A 14946-nucleotide genomic window follows, 5' to 3' on the forward strand; every position below is an offset into this window, starting at 1 on the left:
GCCCCGACCGCGCGTGCGTTGCGCCAAGCCAAGCGGCAATCTGCTGATACAAGGCATTTCGCCGCGGTTGGTGGACAGTGGCGAACTCTTGGCCTCGACTTGTTACAAAGACCGGTATGCCAAGGAGAATGAGATGACTCAGGCCACATGGCGTCGCGGAGCCACCGACGCGCTTTTCTGGTCACTGATTTACACCGCGCTTTGGGCCGTGTTCGCCGCCGGCCAAGGCTGGACGCTGGGCGTTCCGACGATCGCGTTGGCTGTCGCCCTGAGCATGTGGCTCGGGTTGCGGCCGTTGGCCATGCATCCCGCCGCCTTGCCCGCGTTCCTCGGCTTCTTCCTCAAACACATGCTGCTCGGCGGTTGGGATGTGGCACGACGCGCCCTGCAACCACGTTGCCCGCTGCAGCCGGCGTGGCATCCGTACCCGCTCAGCAGCCAGTCGCCGCGGGTGCGCCTGCTGCTATCGGCGCTGGTTGGGCTGCTGCCTGGCACGCTGGCTTCGCGCATCGAGGGGGACGAAATGCGCGTGCATGTACTGGATGAGCGCCTGCCCTGGCAGGCCACGGTCGCCGATCTCGAACAGCGCCTGGAGCGTCTGCTCGGCGACGGGGGGAGGCGCTGATGGCGGTGTTTTCGGCGCTGCTATTGCTGACCCTGATCCTCGGCCTGTGGCGCGTGCTGCGTGGGCCGGGGCGGGTCGACCGGCTGCTTGCCGTGCAGCTGTTCGGCACCACCGGTGCCGCGCTGCTGCTGGTACTGGCGCAGTGGCAGGTCGCTCCGGCGCTGCGTGATGCCGCGCTGGTGCTGGCCCTGCTGGCGGCGATGGTCAGTGCCGCGCTGGTGCAACTGCTGCGGCGCAGTCGCCATGAGTGAACTGCTCGACTTCTTCAGCTGGCTGCTGCTGGCCGGCGGCCTGCTGTTCTTCGCCGCCGGCAGCGTCGGCCTGCTGCGCTTTCCCGACACCCTGAGTCGCCTGCACGCGCTGACCAAGGCCGACACTCTCGGCCTCGGCCTGGTGGTCGCCGGGCTGTCGCTGCGCGCTGGCAGTCTGCTGGAAGTGGCGCAGATGCTGCTGATCTGGCTGCTGGTGCTGGCCTCCGGCGCTACCGCCTGCCAGCTGCTGGCACGCCAGTGCGACGAGGAGGGCGGCGATGAGTGAGTGGCTGCTCGATGGCGTGCTCGGCCTGCTGCTGCTGGGCCTGGCCGGCGGTGCGCTGCATGTGCGCCAGCTGTATGCCGGCGTGCTGCTGTTCATTGCCTTCGGTTTGGTGCTGGCGCTGGTCTGGGCGCGCCTGGGCGCCGCCGATCTGGCGCTGGCCGAGGCCGCCATCGGTGCAGGCCTGACCGGCGTATTGCTGTTCGCCGCGCTGGCGCGGCAACCCCAGGCCGGCAGTGAGCCGCGCCTGTCGCGGCGCCGCCGCCTGGCCGCGGTACTGGTGCTGTTGCCGCTGCTGATTTTGCTGCTGCCAGAGCTGGCTCCGCTGGCCGAGTTGCAGCCGACGGTGCCGGCGCAGATCGACGCCGCCCTGGCGCAAAGCGGCGTCGAGCATCCGGTAACGGCGGTGCTGCTAAATTTCCGCGCCTGGGACACGCTGCTGGAGCTGGCGGTGCTGCTGCTGGCGCTGCTAGGTGCCCGCCAGCTCGGGCCGCTGCAACCACAATTGAGCGAACCTTGGCCGCTGCTGCGAGCCTGGGGCCGCACCCTGACACCGCTGCTGGTGCTTGCTGGGGGGTATGTGCTCTGGCGTGGTGCTGCTTCGCCGGGCGGTGCATTCCAAGCTGGGGCATTGCTGGCGGCAGGCATCGTGCTGCTGCGTCTGGCGGGGGCGCTGCCGGCCTTGCACTGGAGCTTCTGGCCGCTGCGCCTGCTGGTACTGATCGGCTTGCTGCTGTTTATCGGCGTGGCTGCGGCCTGCGCCTGGTACGGCGATGGCTGGCTGCACTATCCGGCCGGGTCGGCGAAGCTGCTGATCCTCTTGATTGAAGCGGCGGCAACGCTGTCCATCGCGGCCAGCCTGAGTCTGCTGGTGATCGGTGACGAGCCGGAGGCGCAGTCATGAGCGCCACGCTGTTCTGGATCGCCATCGGCTTCGCCCTCTGGCTACTCGGCCTGCACGGGCTGCTGACACTGCGCCATGCGCTGCGGCGCATCATTGCCATCAACCTGATGGGCAGCGGCGTGTTCCTGGTGATGATCGCCCTGGCGGCGCGCCACGACCCGAGCGATCCGCTGCTGGTGGCGCTGGTGGTCACCGGCCTGGTGGTGGCGGTGAGTGCGACTGCCCTGGCGTTGCGCCTGAGCAGCGCACTGGCTTCATCGATGGAGCAAAAGCGATGAACGCCGCACTGTTCAGTCTGCTTTTACCCCTGGCCGGCGCCTTGCTGCTGATCCTGCTGCGCCCGGCGCGCAGCGGACGCTGGGTGATCGCGCTGAGCCTGGGCGCGCTTGTGGCGGCGATCATGGCGCTGCAAGTGGTGCTCGATCATGGTGAACGCAACCTGCTTATCGGTGGCTGGGAAACGGGGTTGGCGATCCGCTTCCGGCTGACGCCGCTGGCCGCGCTGTTGCTGGTATTTACCGCTGGGTTGCACCTGCTGGTGGCGCTTTATGCAGCACGCATCGCCCACGCTGCCGGCAAGGAAGATTACTGGCCGCTGTCCTGTCTGCTGCATGCGGCGCTGGCTGCGTTGTGGCTATCGGCGGACCTGTTCAACCTCTACGTCACGCTGGAGCTGCTCAGCCTGGTTGCAGTGGCGCTGGTGTCGCTGGCTGGGCGCAAGGCCTGGAAGCCGGCGCTGAATTACCTGTTGCTGTCGCTGGCCGGATCGCTGGCCTATCTGCTGGGTGTGGCGCTGATCTACGGACGCTATGGCGTGCTCGATCTGGCCGTGCTGGCGCAACTGACCGAAGCCGATGGCGTGACCCACCTGGCGCTGTTGTTGATGACCCTCGGGCTGATGCTCAAGGCAGCGCTGTGGCCCCTGCACCTGTGGCTGCCGCCGGCCCACGCCGCAGCGCCGACTGCGGTCAGCGCGCTGCTTTCGGCGCTGGTGGTCAAGGGGCCGCTGTACATCCTCTGGCTGATCTGGAGCGAGATCGCGCCGGAGGCCTTCGGTCGCGATGCCGGCCTGCTGTTCGGCGCCGCTGGTGTGCTGGCGCTGCTCGCCGGCGGCTGGTCGGCGCTGCGTGCGCCACGACTGAAGACGCTGGTGGCGTACTCGACGGTTGCTCAGCTCGGCTATGCGCTGCTGGCGCTGGGGCTGCTGCTGCATCTCAATGAACCACGTCTGCATGCGGCCTTGTGGTTGTTCGTGCTGGCCCACGGCTTGGCCAAGGTGTCGATGTTCCTCGCTGCCGGTGAACTGCAGAGCATTCTCGGCAGCAAGCGGATAACCGGCATGCGCGGTGCCAGCCAGAACGTGCCGATCGCCCTGGCCGCATTCGCCGTGGCCGGCGGCAGCCTGGTCGGGCTGCCGCCCAGCGGCGGCTTTCTGGCCAAGTGGTTGCTGCTGCAACCGCTGTTCGAACAGCCGCAGCACTGGCCCTGGGCGGTGGGCGTGCTGCTCGGCACGCTGATGTCTGCTGCCTATGTGTTCCGCGTTGTTGCCCATGGTTTTGACCGCGCCCGGCCGAATCCACCGAGCATTCGTCCGGACCGCCTGGCGCAGTGGCTGGCCTTGCTGCCGGCGCTGCTGGTGTGGGGGCTGGCGTTGATCAGCGAGCCGCTGCTGCTCTGGCTGGGAGGGCTCGGGCGATGAGCTGGCATGAGTTTCTGCCACTGGCCATAGTGCTCAGCTCGTTGCTACCTGGCCTGGTGATCTTCGGTCTGCGCGAGGACCAGCAGCGCTTGCGCGTAACCCTCAACGTGCTCGGCGTGATGCTCAAGCTGCTACTGGTGGGCAGCATGCTCTACGGCGTCAGCCAGGGCAGCGAGTACCGCTTCAGCGTACCGCTGTTGCCGGGTGCGCCGCTGGTGCTGCAGGCCGATGCCCTGGCACTGCTGTTCGTTGCGCTGTCGTCGCTGCTCTGGGCGCTGACCACAATCTACGCCATCGGCTATCTGGAAGATTCGCCGCTGCGCTCACGCTTCTTCGGTTACTTCAGCCTGTGCGTCAGCGCCACGGTAGGGCTGGCGCTGGCCGGCAACCTGGTCAGCTTCCTGCTGTTCTACGAACTGTTGACCCTGGCCACCTTCCCGTTGGTAGTGCATCGCGGTACCCCCGAGTCGCTGCGTGCCGGGCGCATCTATCTGGCCTACACGGTGGGTGGCGGCACCCTGGTGCTGATGGGCGTGGCGTTGCTGCACAGCCTGGCCGGCACACCGGATTTCCAAGCGGCCGGCTATCTGCTGGAGCAGGTCGACGAACATGACATTGCACTACGGGTCGCCTTTGCTCTGCTGATTCTCGGCCTCGGTGTAAAGGCCGCACTGATCCCGCTGCATGGCTGGTTGCCGCAGGCGATGGTCGCGCCGGCACCGGTCAGCGCCTTGTTGCACGCAGTCGCGGTGGTCAAGGCCGGGGCATTCGGTATCGTGCGGGTGGTTTATGACGTCTTCGGTGCCGAAGCGCTGATGCAGCTGGATCTCACCAAACCGCTGCTCTGGCTGGCGGCCGGAACGATTCTTTATGGTTCGCTGCGTGCCTTGCAGCAACAGGAGCTGAAGAAGCGCCTGGCCTACTCGACGATCAGCCAGGTGTCCTACGTAACCCTTGGCGTTGCTTTGCTCGGGCCGATCGCCGCGGTGGGCGGGCTGGTGCATCTGGTCCATCAGGGCCTGATGAAAGTCACGCTTTTCTACTGTGCGGGCAACTTCGCCGAAACCTTAGGCATCCACCGAATCCGCGAGATGGACGGTGTCGGCCGGCGCATGCCCTGGACCATGACGGCATTCTCAATCGGTGCGCTGGGCATGATCGGCATTCCGCCAATCGCCGGCTTTATCAGCAAATGGACGCTCGGCCTGGGCGCCCTTGAAGTCGGCCAGGACTGGGTGCTGTTGGTGCTGCTCGGCTCCGCGCTGCTCAACGCCGCCTATTTCCTGCCGCTGCTCTGGCGTGGCTGGTTCGCCGAGCCGGCCGACTGGCACGAGAATCGTTGGGCCGAGGAGCGTTTTGAAACCCACTGGATGTTGCTGCTGCCGCCAGTGATTACGGCGCTGCTGTCGTTGCTGGTCGGCCTGCTGGCTGCCACCGCGTTGAGCCCGCTGGGCTGGAGCCAGTTGATCGTCGAGCGGGAGTTCGCCATATGAGCGCCTGGCTGTGGTTGCTGGTGCCCTTTGCGCCGCTGCTTGGCGGCGTGCTGCTGCTCTGGCTGCGCGAGCGTTGTCTGCCGTGGTTGTGGCTGGCCTGTGTGCCGGCGTTGCTGGTGGCGCTGCAGCCACCTTTGGCGCTCGAATTGCCCTGGCTCTGGGAAGGCGTACGCTGGGGTTCCAGCGACGCGCTGACCCGCGCCTGGCTTGGGTTTTCCGCGCTGCTGTGGGGCTGCGCAGCGGTCTTCGCCAACAGTAGTCTTGCCGGCGATCCGCGCCGGCTGCGTTTCTGGGCTTTCTGGCAACTGGCGCTGACCGGCAATCTGCTGCTGATCATCGCCACCGATGCACTGAGTTTCTACCTCGGCTTCAGTGCCATGAGCCTGTCGGCCTACGGACTGATCGTGCATCGCGGTGGCCCAGGGCCGCGGCGTGCCGGGCGGCTGTATCTGCAGCTGGCGATCTGCGGCGAGATGCTGTTGCTCGCTGGGCTGCTGTTGCGCACCCATTCCACCGGGCAGGCATTCGACTTCGTCACCTGGCAGGCGCAACCGATCGACAACCTGACTCTGGCCCTTTTGTTGCTCGGTCTCGGTTTGAAGGCTGGCTTCTGGCCGCTGCACGTCTGGTTGCCGCTGGCCCATCCCGAAGCGCCGGCTCCGGCCAGCGCTGTGCTCTCCGGTGCGATGCTCAAGGCTGGCATCCTCGGTATCTGGCGCTGTGTGCCGGAAGCCGATCCGACGCTGGCAGCCTGGAGCACACCGCTGCTCGCAGCCGGCATTTTCGGCGCGCTCTACGCGGCTGCCCTGGGGCTGTGCGCCGGCAAGTCGAAGGCCGTGCTGGCCTATTCCTCGGTGAGCCAGATGGGCTGGATGCTGATGATTCTGGCATTGGCCTGGAGCCTGGAGCAGCCGTCAGCTGCGCTTCTCGCAATACTGCTGTTGTTCGGCATGCTTCACGGCCTGGCCAAGGGCGCTTTGTTCCTGGCGGCGGGGATGGTCCACGAAGGGCGCCTGCCACGACTGGCTTGGGCGCTTTTGCTACTGCCGGCGCTGGCGATCATGGGCGCGCCGCTGAGTAGCGGTGCGGCGGTGAAGTACCTGCTCAAGGACGCGTGGCGCGAAAGCGCCTTCGCCGCCTGGGCGCCCTGGTTGACGCTTGCCAGCTTGGCCACCGCGCTGCTGCTGCTACGTGCGCTCTGGCTGATGTGGCGCGATCAGCAGCATGCCAGCGTGCGCCCGCCATTCGGTCAATGGTTGCCGTGGGCGGCGCTCAGCCTGGCATCGCTGTTGTTGCCCTGGGTCTGGCCTGCGCTGCGTGAGCCCTTGCTGAGCGGCCTCTATCCGGGTGGCCTATGGGCGGCGCTTTGGCCGCTACTGGCAGCCCTGGTGCTGGCCGGATGGGTGCTACGCCGTGGCTGGCGAGTGCCGCCACGCCTGGCCCGGCTGCCAAATCCGGCGCTCTGGGCATCGTTGTATCTCACTCGTGTGCTGCGCCAGCCGCCGCTGCCTGTACCCGCGATCCACCTCGATCGCTCACGCTGGCGCCAGCGTGAGCGACGCTGGAATCGGCATTGGGAACGTGGCGCACTGACGCTCAGTGCCTGGCTGCTGGTGGCGTTGCTCTGGCTCGGCTGGCTGTGGTGAACCGCTGCTGGCTCAGGGCTGGGATTTCTCGGCGTAGGGCCGGGTGTCCAGCCCGAGCTGGGCGCGGAAACTCTCCATGTCGAACATGGTGCAGATCTCCTGCACCTGTTGCGTTGGCGCGATGCTCCAGAAGGCCATGGCCGAAATGCTCAGCACCTTGTCGCTGGGCGGATAGCCAAATGCGGAATGTTCGATGGTGCCAATCAGCGTGCTCCAGGTGACCACACGATTGCCTTCGGCGATGCACTCCTCAACGACCACTTCCAGCTCCGGCATGGCGTGGCGAATCTGCCGAACCATGTCGAGGAACTCGACACTGTGGAGCGGCCGTCCAATGAACGAGCTCTTATAGAGAAAATCCTTGCTGTGCAGGTGCTCGGCCAGCGCCAGATGCCCGCGATTCCAGGTCAGGTCGATATGTTGGCGGACGAGTTTCTTGCGGTCATCCAGTGACATGCGTGCTCCGTTGGGCTGCAGATGGCTCTGCAATGAACTCTAGCAGCGCCCAGAGCGCAACGGGAGCGCCAATCAGTCTGCCCGCAATCTGATCTGGAATGCTGCTCCGCCAAGTTCTGACTCACCTAGGCTGAGTTCGCCGCCGTAGCTGTCGAGGATGTCCTTGACCACCGCCAGACCGATTCCCTGGCCGGGATGCTGGCCGTCGAGGCGTTCGCCGCGGCGGATGATCCGTGCGCGCTGGTCGACCGGTACGCCAGGCCCGTCGTCCTCTACCAGCAGGAGCAGGTTGTCGCCATCGGGCACGGCGCTGATGCGGATCTGGCCAAGGCAGAGTCGGTAGGCATTTTCCAGCAGGTTGCCGAGCAACTCCATCAGGGCGCCTTGTTCCATCGGCACCAGGCAGGGTTCGATCAGTTGCATGTCGATCTGCACGCCCTTGTCGCGATAGACCTTGTCCAGCGTGCTGCAGAGGCTGCTCAGCAACGGCCGGAGCTGGACCCGGTGACGCACCAGGCCGCTCTTGCCCAGGCTGGCCCGTTGTAGCTGATAGCCGATCTGCTGGCTCATGCGCTCGATCTGCGCCTGCATCACCTGTGCCTGCTCGCGGCTCTGCGCCTGCGCCGCGAGTGTCTCGCCGACGCCCTGCAGCACGCTGAGCGGGGTTTTCAGGCTATGCGCCAGGTCACCCAACGAATTGCGGTACTGCTCGCGCTGGCGCCGCTCACTGTCCAGCAGGCGGTTCAGCGAGCGGGTCAGACGCAGCAGTTCGCGCGGGTGGTCGTCGCTCAGCCGTTCACGCTGGCTGGCTTCGACCTGGTCGAGCTCAGCGCTGACTCGCTTGAGCGTGCGAAAGCCCCAGGTCAGGCCGAGCCAGAGCAGCACCAGCAAAACCAGCAGGCCACTGCCCAGCCACAGGTACAGCTGGCGACGAAACTCCTCGAACAGGCTCAGGTACTCGCTGGTCGGCTGCATGGTGACGAAGCTGAAGGCGTTGTCGCGGCTGCCGGCCAGATGCAGCTCGACGTCATAGACGAAGTACTCGATTCCGTCCGCGTCGCGTATGCGCAGGAATTCCGTGTTGCCGCCCTCGTAACGCGGGCGATAGTCGATGCGCTCGTCGGCGGCCGAGCGTGAATGCCAGACCAGCTCGCCGCGACGGTCGTAGATGAAGCCGAGCAGCTGTGCGTCCGGCAGGTCGAATTCCTCGTCTGGTAGGCGCTCGGGCATTTGCAGACGGCCGTCCTCGACCTGTGCGGCGGTGATCAGCGTACTGGCGTCGGCGGCCAGGCGTTGTTCGATGACTTTCTCGAAGGACAGGCTGAAGGCGCCCTGCAGCGCTGGCAGCAACGCCAGCATGAACAGTACGGCGAGGCTCGCCGCGCCGAGCATCAGTCGCAGGCGCAGCGACATGGCGCCGGTCAGTCGGTTGCGAACGCGCGCCTGCAGGCGGCGCCAGCGTCGACTCATCGGCAGCGCTCGGTGAACAGGTAGCCGAGGCCACGCACGGTTTCGATGGGCTTCATCGCGCACTGGGCCTCAAGCTTGCGCCGCAGCCGCCCGACCAGCACCTCAATCACGTTCGGGTCGCGCTCCTCGTCGCCGCTGTAGAGCTGTTCCATCAGCCGTTCCTTGGCCACCACCTGCTGCTGATGACGCATCAGGTATTCGAGGATGCGGTATTCGTAGGCGGTCAGCGCCAGCGGCTCGCCATTGGTCGTGGCCTGCTTGCGATTGAGGTCGAGCACCAGCGGGCCGGCTTCGATGGTGGCCTGGGTAAAGCCCCTGGAGCGGCGCAGCAGGGCGTTCAGTCGGGCTTCGAGCTCCTCGAACTGGAACGGCTTGACCACGTAATCGTCCGCGCCGGCGGCCAGGCCTTCGACCTTGTCCTGCCAGTTGCCACGGGCAGTGAGGATAAGAATGGGAAAGGCCTTGCCGCGGCTGCGCAGCTGGCGGATCAGGTCCAGCCCGCTGATACCCGGCAGGCCGAGATCGATGACGGCAAGGTCGTGATTGAATTCGTGGGTTTGATACAGCGCTTCTTCGGCGTTGGGCACGGCATCGACGATATGCCCGCTTTCACCGAGCCGCGTCTGCAAGTGGTGGCGCAGCAGCGCCTCGTCTTCCACCACTAGCACTTTCATTTTTCTGCTCCCTGGGCAAACGGCCGGGCAATGCCCGGCCGCTTTTCAACGTTCTGTCAGCGTAACGCCATCAGAAGTGATAGTTCAGACCCAGATAGGCCTGCTTGCTGCTGTGTACGTCGATCGAGCCCAGCTTGCCGACGCCACGCTCGGACACTTCGGTACCGGCGTTGCTGCGCAGGTAACGGTAGCCGGCTTCCACCGAGGTGTTGTCGCCGAGCTTCTGCAGGATACCGGCCTGCAGGCCTACCAGGTAGCCGATATCGCTGTCACGGGTGTAACCCTTGGACTCGTTCTCCAGCTTGGTCAGACCGGCGCTGGCGCCACCGAACAGGCGGGTGGTGTCACCCAGCGGAACGAACATGTCGTAGCTGCCGATCAGGTTCTGCTGACGCAGCTTGAGGCTGCTGCCGTAATCGTCGGAGACGTTCTCGTAGGTCATGTAGTAGCGGGCCTCGTCGGTCATCTGACCGGCGCGTACGCCCCAGGTGCCACTGTTCTTGATCACGTCATCGAAGCGGTTCTTGCCGTCCATGTTCTGCTTCAGCGAGCTGGAGCGATCAGTGTTGACGGTGCTTTTGCCCCAGGTGAAACCGGCGAAGTTCTCAGCGGCGTGGGCGCCGAAGCTGAAGATGCCGAGGGTGGTGGCGAGGGCCAGAGTGCTAAGTTTTTTCATCGGTGACTCCTTTTCAGGCAGCGGGATACTGACGGCCCCTAGCCTGAACGGTTGTCACTGAACCCTTCCTGAACCCAGCCTGAACCTGCGCTGAACGAACGCCTCCTGCGGTGCCGTTGGTCTGCTTCCAGGCTTTCAAGCGATCTGCTGCGGCTCGCTCTGCTCGTCCATATCGACGTCATTATCCGGGTAGCTGCGCAGCATCGGCGGCTGCTCGGCATCGTCGATCCACCATTGCAGCTCGGCCTCGACGCGGGTGCCGTCAGCAATGCCGAGTCGGTTGCTCAGCGGGCATTGCTGCGTTTCAGTAGCGATCAGGGTGCCGCTCTGGGCGGTCTGGGAATTGCCGGCGCTGCCGCTGGAGCGGACCTTGAGGCGAAAGCGGACCTGCTGACCACTGCCCTTGAAGCACAGGGCCAGGGACAAACGGTTTTGCTCGACAGGTTGCAATTCGAGGCTGGCGTTCACAGCGCCTTCGGCAGGTGCGGGGGTGGCTGCAAGCAGCCAGGTGGCGAGGGTCATGGTCAGCATCCGTTCTGTTTCCGTTGAAGCCGGTCCGTGGCTGGGCTTGTCGTTTTACTGCTGGACGATGGATGCGCTGTTGCCGGTACCGCTCTGGTGGATCGCTGCCACGCCCGGCAGACGGGTGTAATCGTTGGCCGGCAGGTTCTGGCGAATCATCGCCTCGTTGGCGCTGCCCATCTGCGTGATGGTGGCTTGATGGCTGTAGTTGCCCTGTTCGATGCTCGCCACGTTGTCGTTGCCGTTCTGGACTACCGTGGCCTGGTTGGACATGTAAGTCTGCGCGATATCGACGCTGTTGCCACTGCCGGTTGACGAGCCGCTGATGCGGCCACCGAAGCCATTCTGGTCGACCGTCAGCAAGTTACTGTCGCCACTCTGGGTGAAGTCGAGTTCGTTGTGGTAGTCGCGTTGATGGATGTCGGCGACGTTATAGGTGCCGACCTGGGCAAGCGTCATACGGTTGCCGTCGCCCTGAAAGATGTCAGCCATGTTGCCCAGGCCGTCCTGGGACACATTCAGGCGGGCACCTTCGTAGTATCCCTGCTGGCTGAAGGTCAGCTGGTTGTTGTCGCCGCGCTGCTCGACCTGCGCGTTGACGAAGCTGGTCTGGCTGGCAGTGATCTGGTTGCCGTTGCCGACGCTGCTGGCATTTAGCGTGCTGGTGCGTCCGGTCTGTTCGACGGTGGCGACGTTGGCATTGCCGACTTGCTGAAGGTTGGCGACCTTGAAGTAAGCCTCGCCAACCTGAGTGACGCTGGCGAAATTGAGGTTGCCGGTCTGGCTGACGTCTATCGCGCTGGAGTCGACCAGGCCGGTCTGTTGCAGTTCGGCCACGTTGTCCGTGCCGACCTGTTCCAGCTCGATGCTGTTTTGCGCAAACGCCTGAGCGGCGCCGAGTGCGAGAATGGAAGCGATTACTGTGGGCTTGAACATGTGATTCTCCGTGGCCTTTAGCGACCTTGCACAATGTTTATCTGTTGGCCGGTGCCGTATTGCGTGACGGCACTGCGCTGGCCGCTACCGGCCTGTTCGATGCGAGCGTCGTTGTATGCGCCGTATTGGCTGATGGTGGCCTGGTTGTCGCTGCCAGTCTGGAGGATCTCGGCGAAGTTGCCGTGGCCAGCCTGTTCGATGATTGCCAGCAGGTTTTCGCCATGCTGGAGAATGAAGGCTTCCTGGTCGCTGCCTTGTTGCAATACCTGCGCGTTGAGTGCCTGACCGGTCTGCACAAGCTCGGCGAGGTTGCCCTGACCCTGTTGCTGTACAAAGGCCGCCTTGGCATCGGACAGCTGCGAAGTGGAGCTTGCACTTAGCACGCCGCGGTCTGGCGCGAGATCGCCGTTATCCATCAGATCCATCGCCATCAGCGGGGTGCTGGCGAAGCTGACGATCAGGGCGAGCAGGTGAGCGGCGCGGGGCAAATCAGAAGAAGTCATCGGTATATACCGTAGGCAGTGGTCGCGATTCTTGAACGCTGGGTACGGTTTGAATATCCATCCGACGATGGAAAAAGGATGGCGGAAAACGCCATATAGGGATTAATCCCTGACGCTACCGCACGACCGGTAAGTCGCTCACGATGACGTCAGCGACGTGCTGTTCCGGCAGCGCACGATGCCAATCAGTGCGCTGCCGGATGGGCAGCAAACGATCAGGCGCGGCAGGACTTGTCCCAGTCCAGATGGCTGCGCAGCAGATATGCCGCCTCGGCGCGATTGGATGCGCCGATTTTGCGCAGCAGGTTGTGGATATGGCTTTTGATGGTGTGAGGACTCAGGCACAGCTGTTCGGCGATTTCGGCATTGGACAAACCCTTGCCCGCCAGGCTGAGGATTTCCCGTTCGCGCAGCGTCAGGCTGGACTTGGTCTCGGCAAGCTGGCGCATGCGTCGCCACTGGCCCAGCAGTCGCTCGGTAAGCACCCTTGGCAGCCAGTCACCACCTTTTAGCAGCACCCGGATACCCTCGAGTAGATGCTCGCGGGTTGCATGGCTGTAGAACACCCCTCGAATGACCGGGTGCTTTTCCACCAGCTGCTCGGCCTGTTCGGGAACGATGTTCACCAGTGCCACCGGTGTGTGTTCGTCGAGTTGGTCGATCAAGCTGGAAATCTGTTCGGCTTCGCTGTGTCCGGCGTCGACCAGAAACAGGTCGGCCCCACGATGCTCCGATGATTCCAGTCCGGCGAGTGAAACTTCGACCTGCGCCTGCTCGCCGAGAAAATGGCGAAAGAACAACCCAAGCAGCTCATTGCCGGTTAATAGCGTGACAGTTGGGGAGGATATGTCCCGCGTAAGATCCGCATCCATGTTCGGTACCTAGTCAGTCGGGCGTGATTGATTAAAAAGTTACTAAACGACCAGCACCTTGCAGCGAAGTTCAGCCCAGAGATGGCAAACGGGCATTATCTGGCCAGTGCGTGCGCAACACGGTCGAGGGGCGAGTGAGCCGTCTGGAAGAGCGGGCGTTTTTGCACCGGTTGGTGCTGCTAAGGTAGAAGCATGATTGCGTCCAACTCTGCCGTTTCTTCTCGTGAGCTGACCCTGCGCGCGCTCCTGACCGGGCTGCTGCTGGGTGCGTTGCTGGCACCGTCGAATGTTTACTCGGGCCTCAAAATCGGCTGGTCGTTCAATATGTCGATCATTGCGCTGCTGATCGGCTTCGCCTTCTGGCAGAGCGTTTCCGTCACCTTTGGCCGGCCGCGCTGGTCGTTGCTCGAAAGCAACATCAACCAGACCACGGCCTCGTCCTGCGCCTCGATCATCTCCGGTGGGCTGGTGGCGCCGATTCCCGCCTACACGCTACTCACCGGTCAGCAGCTGGACAGCCTGCCGCTGATGGCCTGGGTGTTCTCGGTGAGCTTTCTCGGCATCTGGGTGGCCTGGTACCTGCGGCCATCGCTGATCGTCGCATCGGGGCTGCGCTTTCCCGAGGGCATGGCGACGTTGGCCACGCTGCAGCAGATCTACAGCCACGGTGCCGAGGCCGGACGCCGCCTCTGGGTGTTGGGCGGTGCTGCCGCGTTGGCTGCTGGCGCCAAGCTGAGCGACACCTTCTTCTGGGCGCTGCCGCGCTGGGCGCCGTCCTTGCAGCTTGAGCGGCTGACCTTCACCTTCGAGCCCTCGCTGCTGCTGCTCGGCTTCGGCGGCATCATCGGGCTGCGGGTCGGCCTGTCGCTGTTGCTCGGCGCGTTGCTGGCCTGGGGCCTGCTCGCGCCCTGGCTGCTGGCCGAAGGATTGGTTCGCTTGCCGGCTTCCGCTCAGGGGCCGCAGTTCGCTGCGCTGATCGAATGGTTGTTGTGGCCGGGCGTAAGTCTGATGGTCTGCGCGACGCTGACTTCGCTGGGTCTGCGCCTGTTGCGATCTCGTTCGATCTCGGTACGTCGGCGCCCTCGGCTGCAGCGCCCGGAAGGCTGGCCGGTGGCGGGTTTCGTGCTGGCTGTGGTGCTGGTTGTGGTACTGCAAATCAGCCTGTTCGGCATTGATCCCTGGCTGGCGTTGCTGTCGATTCCGCTGGCGCTGCTGCTGGCGATGGTGGCCGCGCGGGTGGTCGGCGCCACCGGGATTCCGCCAATTGGTGCCATCGGCCAGCTGTCGCAGTTGAGCTTCGGCGTGTTCGCGCCGGGCCAGGTGCCAGTGAATTTGATGAGCGCCAACACCGCCGGTGGTGCAGCCGGGCAGTGCACCGATCTGCTCAACGACTTCAAGGTTGGTCACGCCATCGGTGCGGCGCCGGGACGCCAGGCGGTGGCGCAGTGCTTTGGCATTCTGCTGGGCAGCCTGGTGGGCGTGCTGGCCTATCAGCTGTTGATTCCCGATCCGCAGAGCATGCTGATTACCCCTGAATGGCCGGCACCAGCTGTTGCGACCTGGAAGGCAGTGGCCGAAGCACTGACTGGCGGCCTCGGCGCGCTTGCTGCCGACGTGCGCTGGGCGATGTTGGTTGGCGCGCTCTGTGGTGTGCTGCTCGGTACGCTCGAGGGTCTGTTGCCCGAGCGGCGCTCGCGTTGGCTGCCGAGCTCCGCGGCGCTCGGCCTGGCGTTCATCATTCCGGCCTCGATTTCGCTGATGATGACTTTTGGCGCCTTGCTCGCCTGGGCTTTCGCGTCACGCTGGCGCAGCCTCGGCGAGCGCTTCGTGATCGTCGCCGCAGCTGGACTGGTGGCGGGCGAAAGCATGGCCGGGGTCGGGGCATCACTCTGGCAACTGCTGCGCTGATTGGTGCAATGCCTGAATTAAAGCGTCG

The 14946-nt window shown here is 64.6% G+C and carries 17 protein-coding genes; 9 read left to right on the plus strand and 8 right to left on the minus strand.

Features of this window, described 5'->3' with window-relative positions; genetic code table 11:
• Window positions 1–133 precede the first annotated feature (133 nt).
• The 8 genes from CXK91_RS09040 to CXK91_RS09075 are packed head-to-tail and all read left to right on the plus strand — an operon-like array spanning window position 134 to window position 6901.
• Window positions 134–625: a Na+/H+ antiporter subunit E gene (locus CXK91_RS09040; RefSeq protein ID WP_103455823.1), complete on the plus strand. Its 492-nt coding sequence runs from the start codon at window positions 134–136 to the stop codon at window positions 623–625.
• Entirely contained in the window at window positions 625–876 is a 252-nt protein-coding gene (locus tag CXK91_RS09045; RefSeq protein WP_103455824.1) for a monovalent cation/H+ antiporter complex subunit F, read from the plus strand. The genes CXK91_RS09040 and CXK91_RS09045 overlap by 1 nt, the downstream gene beginning before the upstream one ends.
• Window positions 869–1162, plus strand: coding sequence for a cation:proton antiporter (locus tag CXK91_RS09050; RefSeq protein ID WP_103455825.1), 294 nt, complete (start codon window positions 869–871; stop codon window positions 1160–1162). Before CXK91_RS09045 ends, CXK91_RS09050 begins: the two co-directional genes overlap by 8 nt.
• Window positions 1155–2063, plus strand: a complete 909-nt coding sequence (locus CXK91_RS09055) for a Na(+)/H(+) antiporter subunit B (RefSeq protein WP_103455826.1) — start codon at window positions 1155–1157, stop codon at window positions 2061–2063. The genes CXK91_RS09050 and CXK91_RS09055 overlap by 8 nt, the downstream gene beginning before the upstream one ends.
• Window positions 2060–2341 carry an NADH-quinone oxidoreductase subunit K gene (locus tag CXK91_RS09060; RefSeq protein WP_103455827.1) on the plus strand — a complete coding sequence of 94 codons (282 nt, stop codon included), beginning with the start codon at window positions 2060–2062 and terminating at the stop codon, window positions 2339–2341. The genes CXK91_RS09055 and CXK91_RS09060 overlap by 4 nt, the downstream gene beginning before the upstream one ends.
• Window positions 2338–3762, plus strand: coding sequence for a complex I subunit 5 family protein (locus CXK91_RS09065; protein ID WP_103455828.1), 1425 nt, complete (start codon window positions 2338–2340; stop codon window positions 3760–3762). The genes CXK91_RS09060 and CXK91_RS09065 overlap by 4 nt, the downstream gene beginning before the upstream one ends.
• Window positions 3759–5255 carry a complex I subunit 5 family protein gene (locus tag CXK91_RS09070; protein ID WP_103455829.1) on the plus strand — a complete coding sequence of 499 codons (1497 nt, stop codon included), beginning with the start codon at window positions 3759–3761 and terminating at the stop codon, window positions 5253–5255. Before CXK91_RS09065 ends, CXK91_RS09070 begins: the two co-directional genes overlap by 4 nt.
• Window positions 5252–6901, plus strand: coding sequence for a proton-conducting transporter membrane subunit (locus CXK91_RS09075; protein WP_103455830.1), 1650 nt, complete (start codon window positions 5252–5254; stop codon window positions 6899–6901). The genes CXK91_RS09070 and CXK91_RS09075 overlap by 4 nt, the downstream gene beginning before the upstream one ends.
• A 12-nt stretch (window positions 6902–6913) precedes the next feature.
• Here CXK91_RS09075 and CXK91_RS09080 read toward each other — a convergent pair whose 3' ends face one another.
• The 8 genes from CXK91_RS09080 to CXK91_RS09115 all read right to left on the minus strand — a co-directional run bounded on the left by CXK91_RS09080 (window position 6914) and on the right by CXK91_RS09115 (window position 12938).
• The gene (locus CXK91_RS09080) at window positions 6914–7357 is read right to left on the minus strand and encodes a ketosteroid isomerase-related protein (RefSeq protein WP_103455831.1); all 444 of its coding nucleotides are present in this window, start codon (window positions 7355–7357) and stop codon (window positions 6914–6916) included.
• A gap of 72 nt (window positions 7358–7429) precedes the next feature.
• Window positions 7430–8827, minus strand: a complete 1398-nt coding sequence (locus tag CXK91_RS09085; RefSeq protein ID WP_103455832.1) for an ATP-binding protein — start codon at window positions 8825–8827, stop codon at window positions 7430–7432.
• The gene (locus tag CXK91_RS09090) at window positions 8824–9501 is read right to left on the minus strand and encodes a response regulator (RefSeq protein WP_103455833.1); all 678 of its coding nucleotides are present in this window, start codon (window positions 9499–9501) and stop codon (window positions 8824–8826) included. Before CXK91_RS09090 ends, CXK91_RS09085 begins: the two co-directional genes overlap by 4 nt.
• Window positions 9502–9571: 70 nt before the next feature.
• A complete protein-coding gene (locus CXK91_RS09095) occupies window positions 9572–10177 on the minus strand; it encodes an outer membrane beta-barrel protein (protein ID WP_038664033.1) in 606 nt (201 codons plus the stop codon).
• Window positions 10178–10312: 135 nt separating this feature from the next.
• A complete protein-coding gene (locus tag CXK91_RS09100; protein WP_103455834.1) occupies window positions 10313–10708 on the minus strand; it encodes a hypothetical protein in 396 nt (131 codons plus the stop codon).
• A gap of 45 nt (window positions 10709–10753) precedes the next feature.
• Window positions 10754–11635 (minus strand): hypothetical protein, encoded by an 882-nt coding sequence (locus CXK91_RS09105; protein WP_103455835.1) that lies wholly within the window; start codon window positions 11633–11635, stop codon window positions 10754–10756.
• A 17-nt stretch (window positions 11636–11652) separates the two neighbouring features.
• On the minus strand, window positions 11653–12138 hold the full coding sequence (locus tag CXK91_RS09110; RefSeq protein WP_103455836.1) for a curli production assembly protein CsgB: 486 nt from the start codon (window positions 12136–12138) through the stop codon (window positions 11653–11655).
• A 215-nt stretch (window positions 12139–12353) separates the two neighbouring features.
• A complete protein-coding gene (locus CXK91_RS09115; protein ID WP_103455837.1) occupies window positions 12354–12938 on the minus strand; it encodes a helix-turn-helix transcriptional regulator in 585 nt (194 codons plus the stop codon).
• A gap of 264 nt (window positions 12939–13202) precedes the next feature.
• Between CXK91_RS09115 and CXK91_RS09120 the strand changes: the two genes are divergently transcribed.
• Window positions 13203–14918, plus strand: a complete 1716-nt coding sequence (locus CXK91_RS09120; RefSeq protein WP_103455838.1) for an OPT/YSL family transporter — start codon at window positions 13203–13205, stop codon at window positions 14916–14918.
• Window positions 14919–14946: the final 28 nt, after the last annotated feature.

Origin of the sequence: Stutzerimonas stutzeri, assembly GCF_002909485.1 — a bacterium.
Classification (GTDB): Bacteria; Pseudomonadota; Gammaproteobacteria; order Pseudomonadales; family Pseudomonadaceae; genus Stutzerimonas; species Stutzerimonas stutzeri_AH.

Coding starts and splice junctions, on each gene's coding strand:
- CXK91_RS09110 (WP_103455836.1), bottom strand. CDS start 12,138: ATGACTTCTTCTGATTTGCCCCGCGCCGCTCACCTGCTCGCCCTGATC.
- CXK91_RS09100 (WP_103455834.1), bottom strand. CDS start 10,708: ATGCTGACCATGACCCTCGCCACCTGGCTGCTTGCAGCCACCCCCGCA.
- CXK91_RS09045 (WP_103455824.1), top strand. CDS start 625: ATGGCGGTGTTTTCGGCGCTGCTATTGCTGACCCTGATCCTCGGCCTG.
- CXK91_RS09085 (WP_103455832.1), bottom strand. CDS start 8,827: ATGAGTCGACGCTGGCGCCGCCTGCAGGCGCGCGTTCGCAACCGACTG.
- CXK91_RS09090 (WP_103455833.1), bottom strand. CDS start 9,501: ATGAAAGTGCTAGTGGTGGAAGACGAGGCGCTGCTGCGCCACCACTTG.
- CXK91_RS09120 (WP_103455838.1), top strand. CDS start 13,203: ATGATTGCGTCCAACTCTGCCGTTTCTTCTCGTGAGCTGACCCTGCGC.
- CXK91_RS09075 (WP_103455830.1), top strand. CDS start 5,252: ATGAGCGCCTGGCTGTGGTTGCTGGTGCCCTTTGCGCCGCTGCTTGGC.
- CXK91_RS09065 (WP_103455828.1), top strand. CDS start 2,338: ATGAACGCCGCACTGTTCAGTCTGCTTTTACCCCTGGCCGGCGCCTTG.
- CXK91_RS09095 (WP_038664033.1), bottom strand. CDS start 10,177: ATGAAAAAACTTAGCACTCTGGCCCTCGCCACCACCCTCGGCATCTTC.
- CXK91_RS09060 (WP_103455827.1), top strand. CDS start 2,060: ATGAGCGCCACGCTGTTCTGGATCGCCATCGGCTTCGCCCTCTGGCTA.
- CXK91_RS09040 (WP_103455823.1), top strand. CDS start 134: ATGACTCAGGCCACATGGCGTCGCGGAGCCACCGACGCGCTTTTCTGG.
- CXK91_RS09055 (WP_103455826.1), top strand. CDS start 1,155: ATGAGTGAGTGGCTGCTCGATGGCGTGCTCGGCCTGCTGCTGCTGGGC.
- CXK91_RS09070 (WP_103455829.1), top strand. CDS start 3,759: ATGAGCTGGCATGAGTTTCTGCCACTGGCCATAGTGCTCAGCTCGTTG.
- CXK91_RS09050 (WP_103455825.1), top strand. CDS start 869: ATGAGTGAACTGCTCGACTTCTTCAGCTGGCTGCTGCTGGCCGGCGGC.
- CXK91_RS09105 (WP_103455835.1), bottom strand. CDS start 11,635: ATGTTCAAGCCCACAGTAATCGCTTCCATTCTCGCACTCGGCGCCGCT.
- CXK91_RS09080 (WP_103455831.1), bottom strand. CDS start 7,357: ATGTCACTGGATGACCGCAAGAAACTCGTCCGCCAACATATCGACCTG.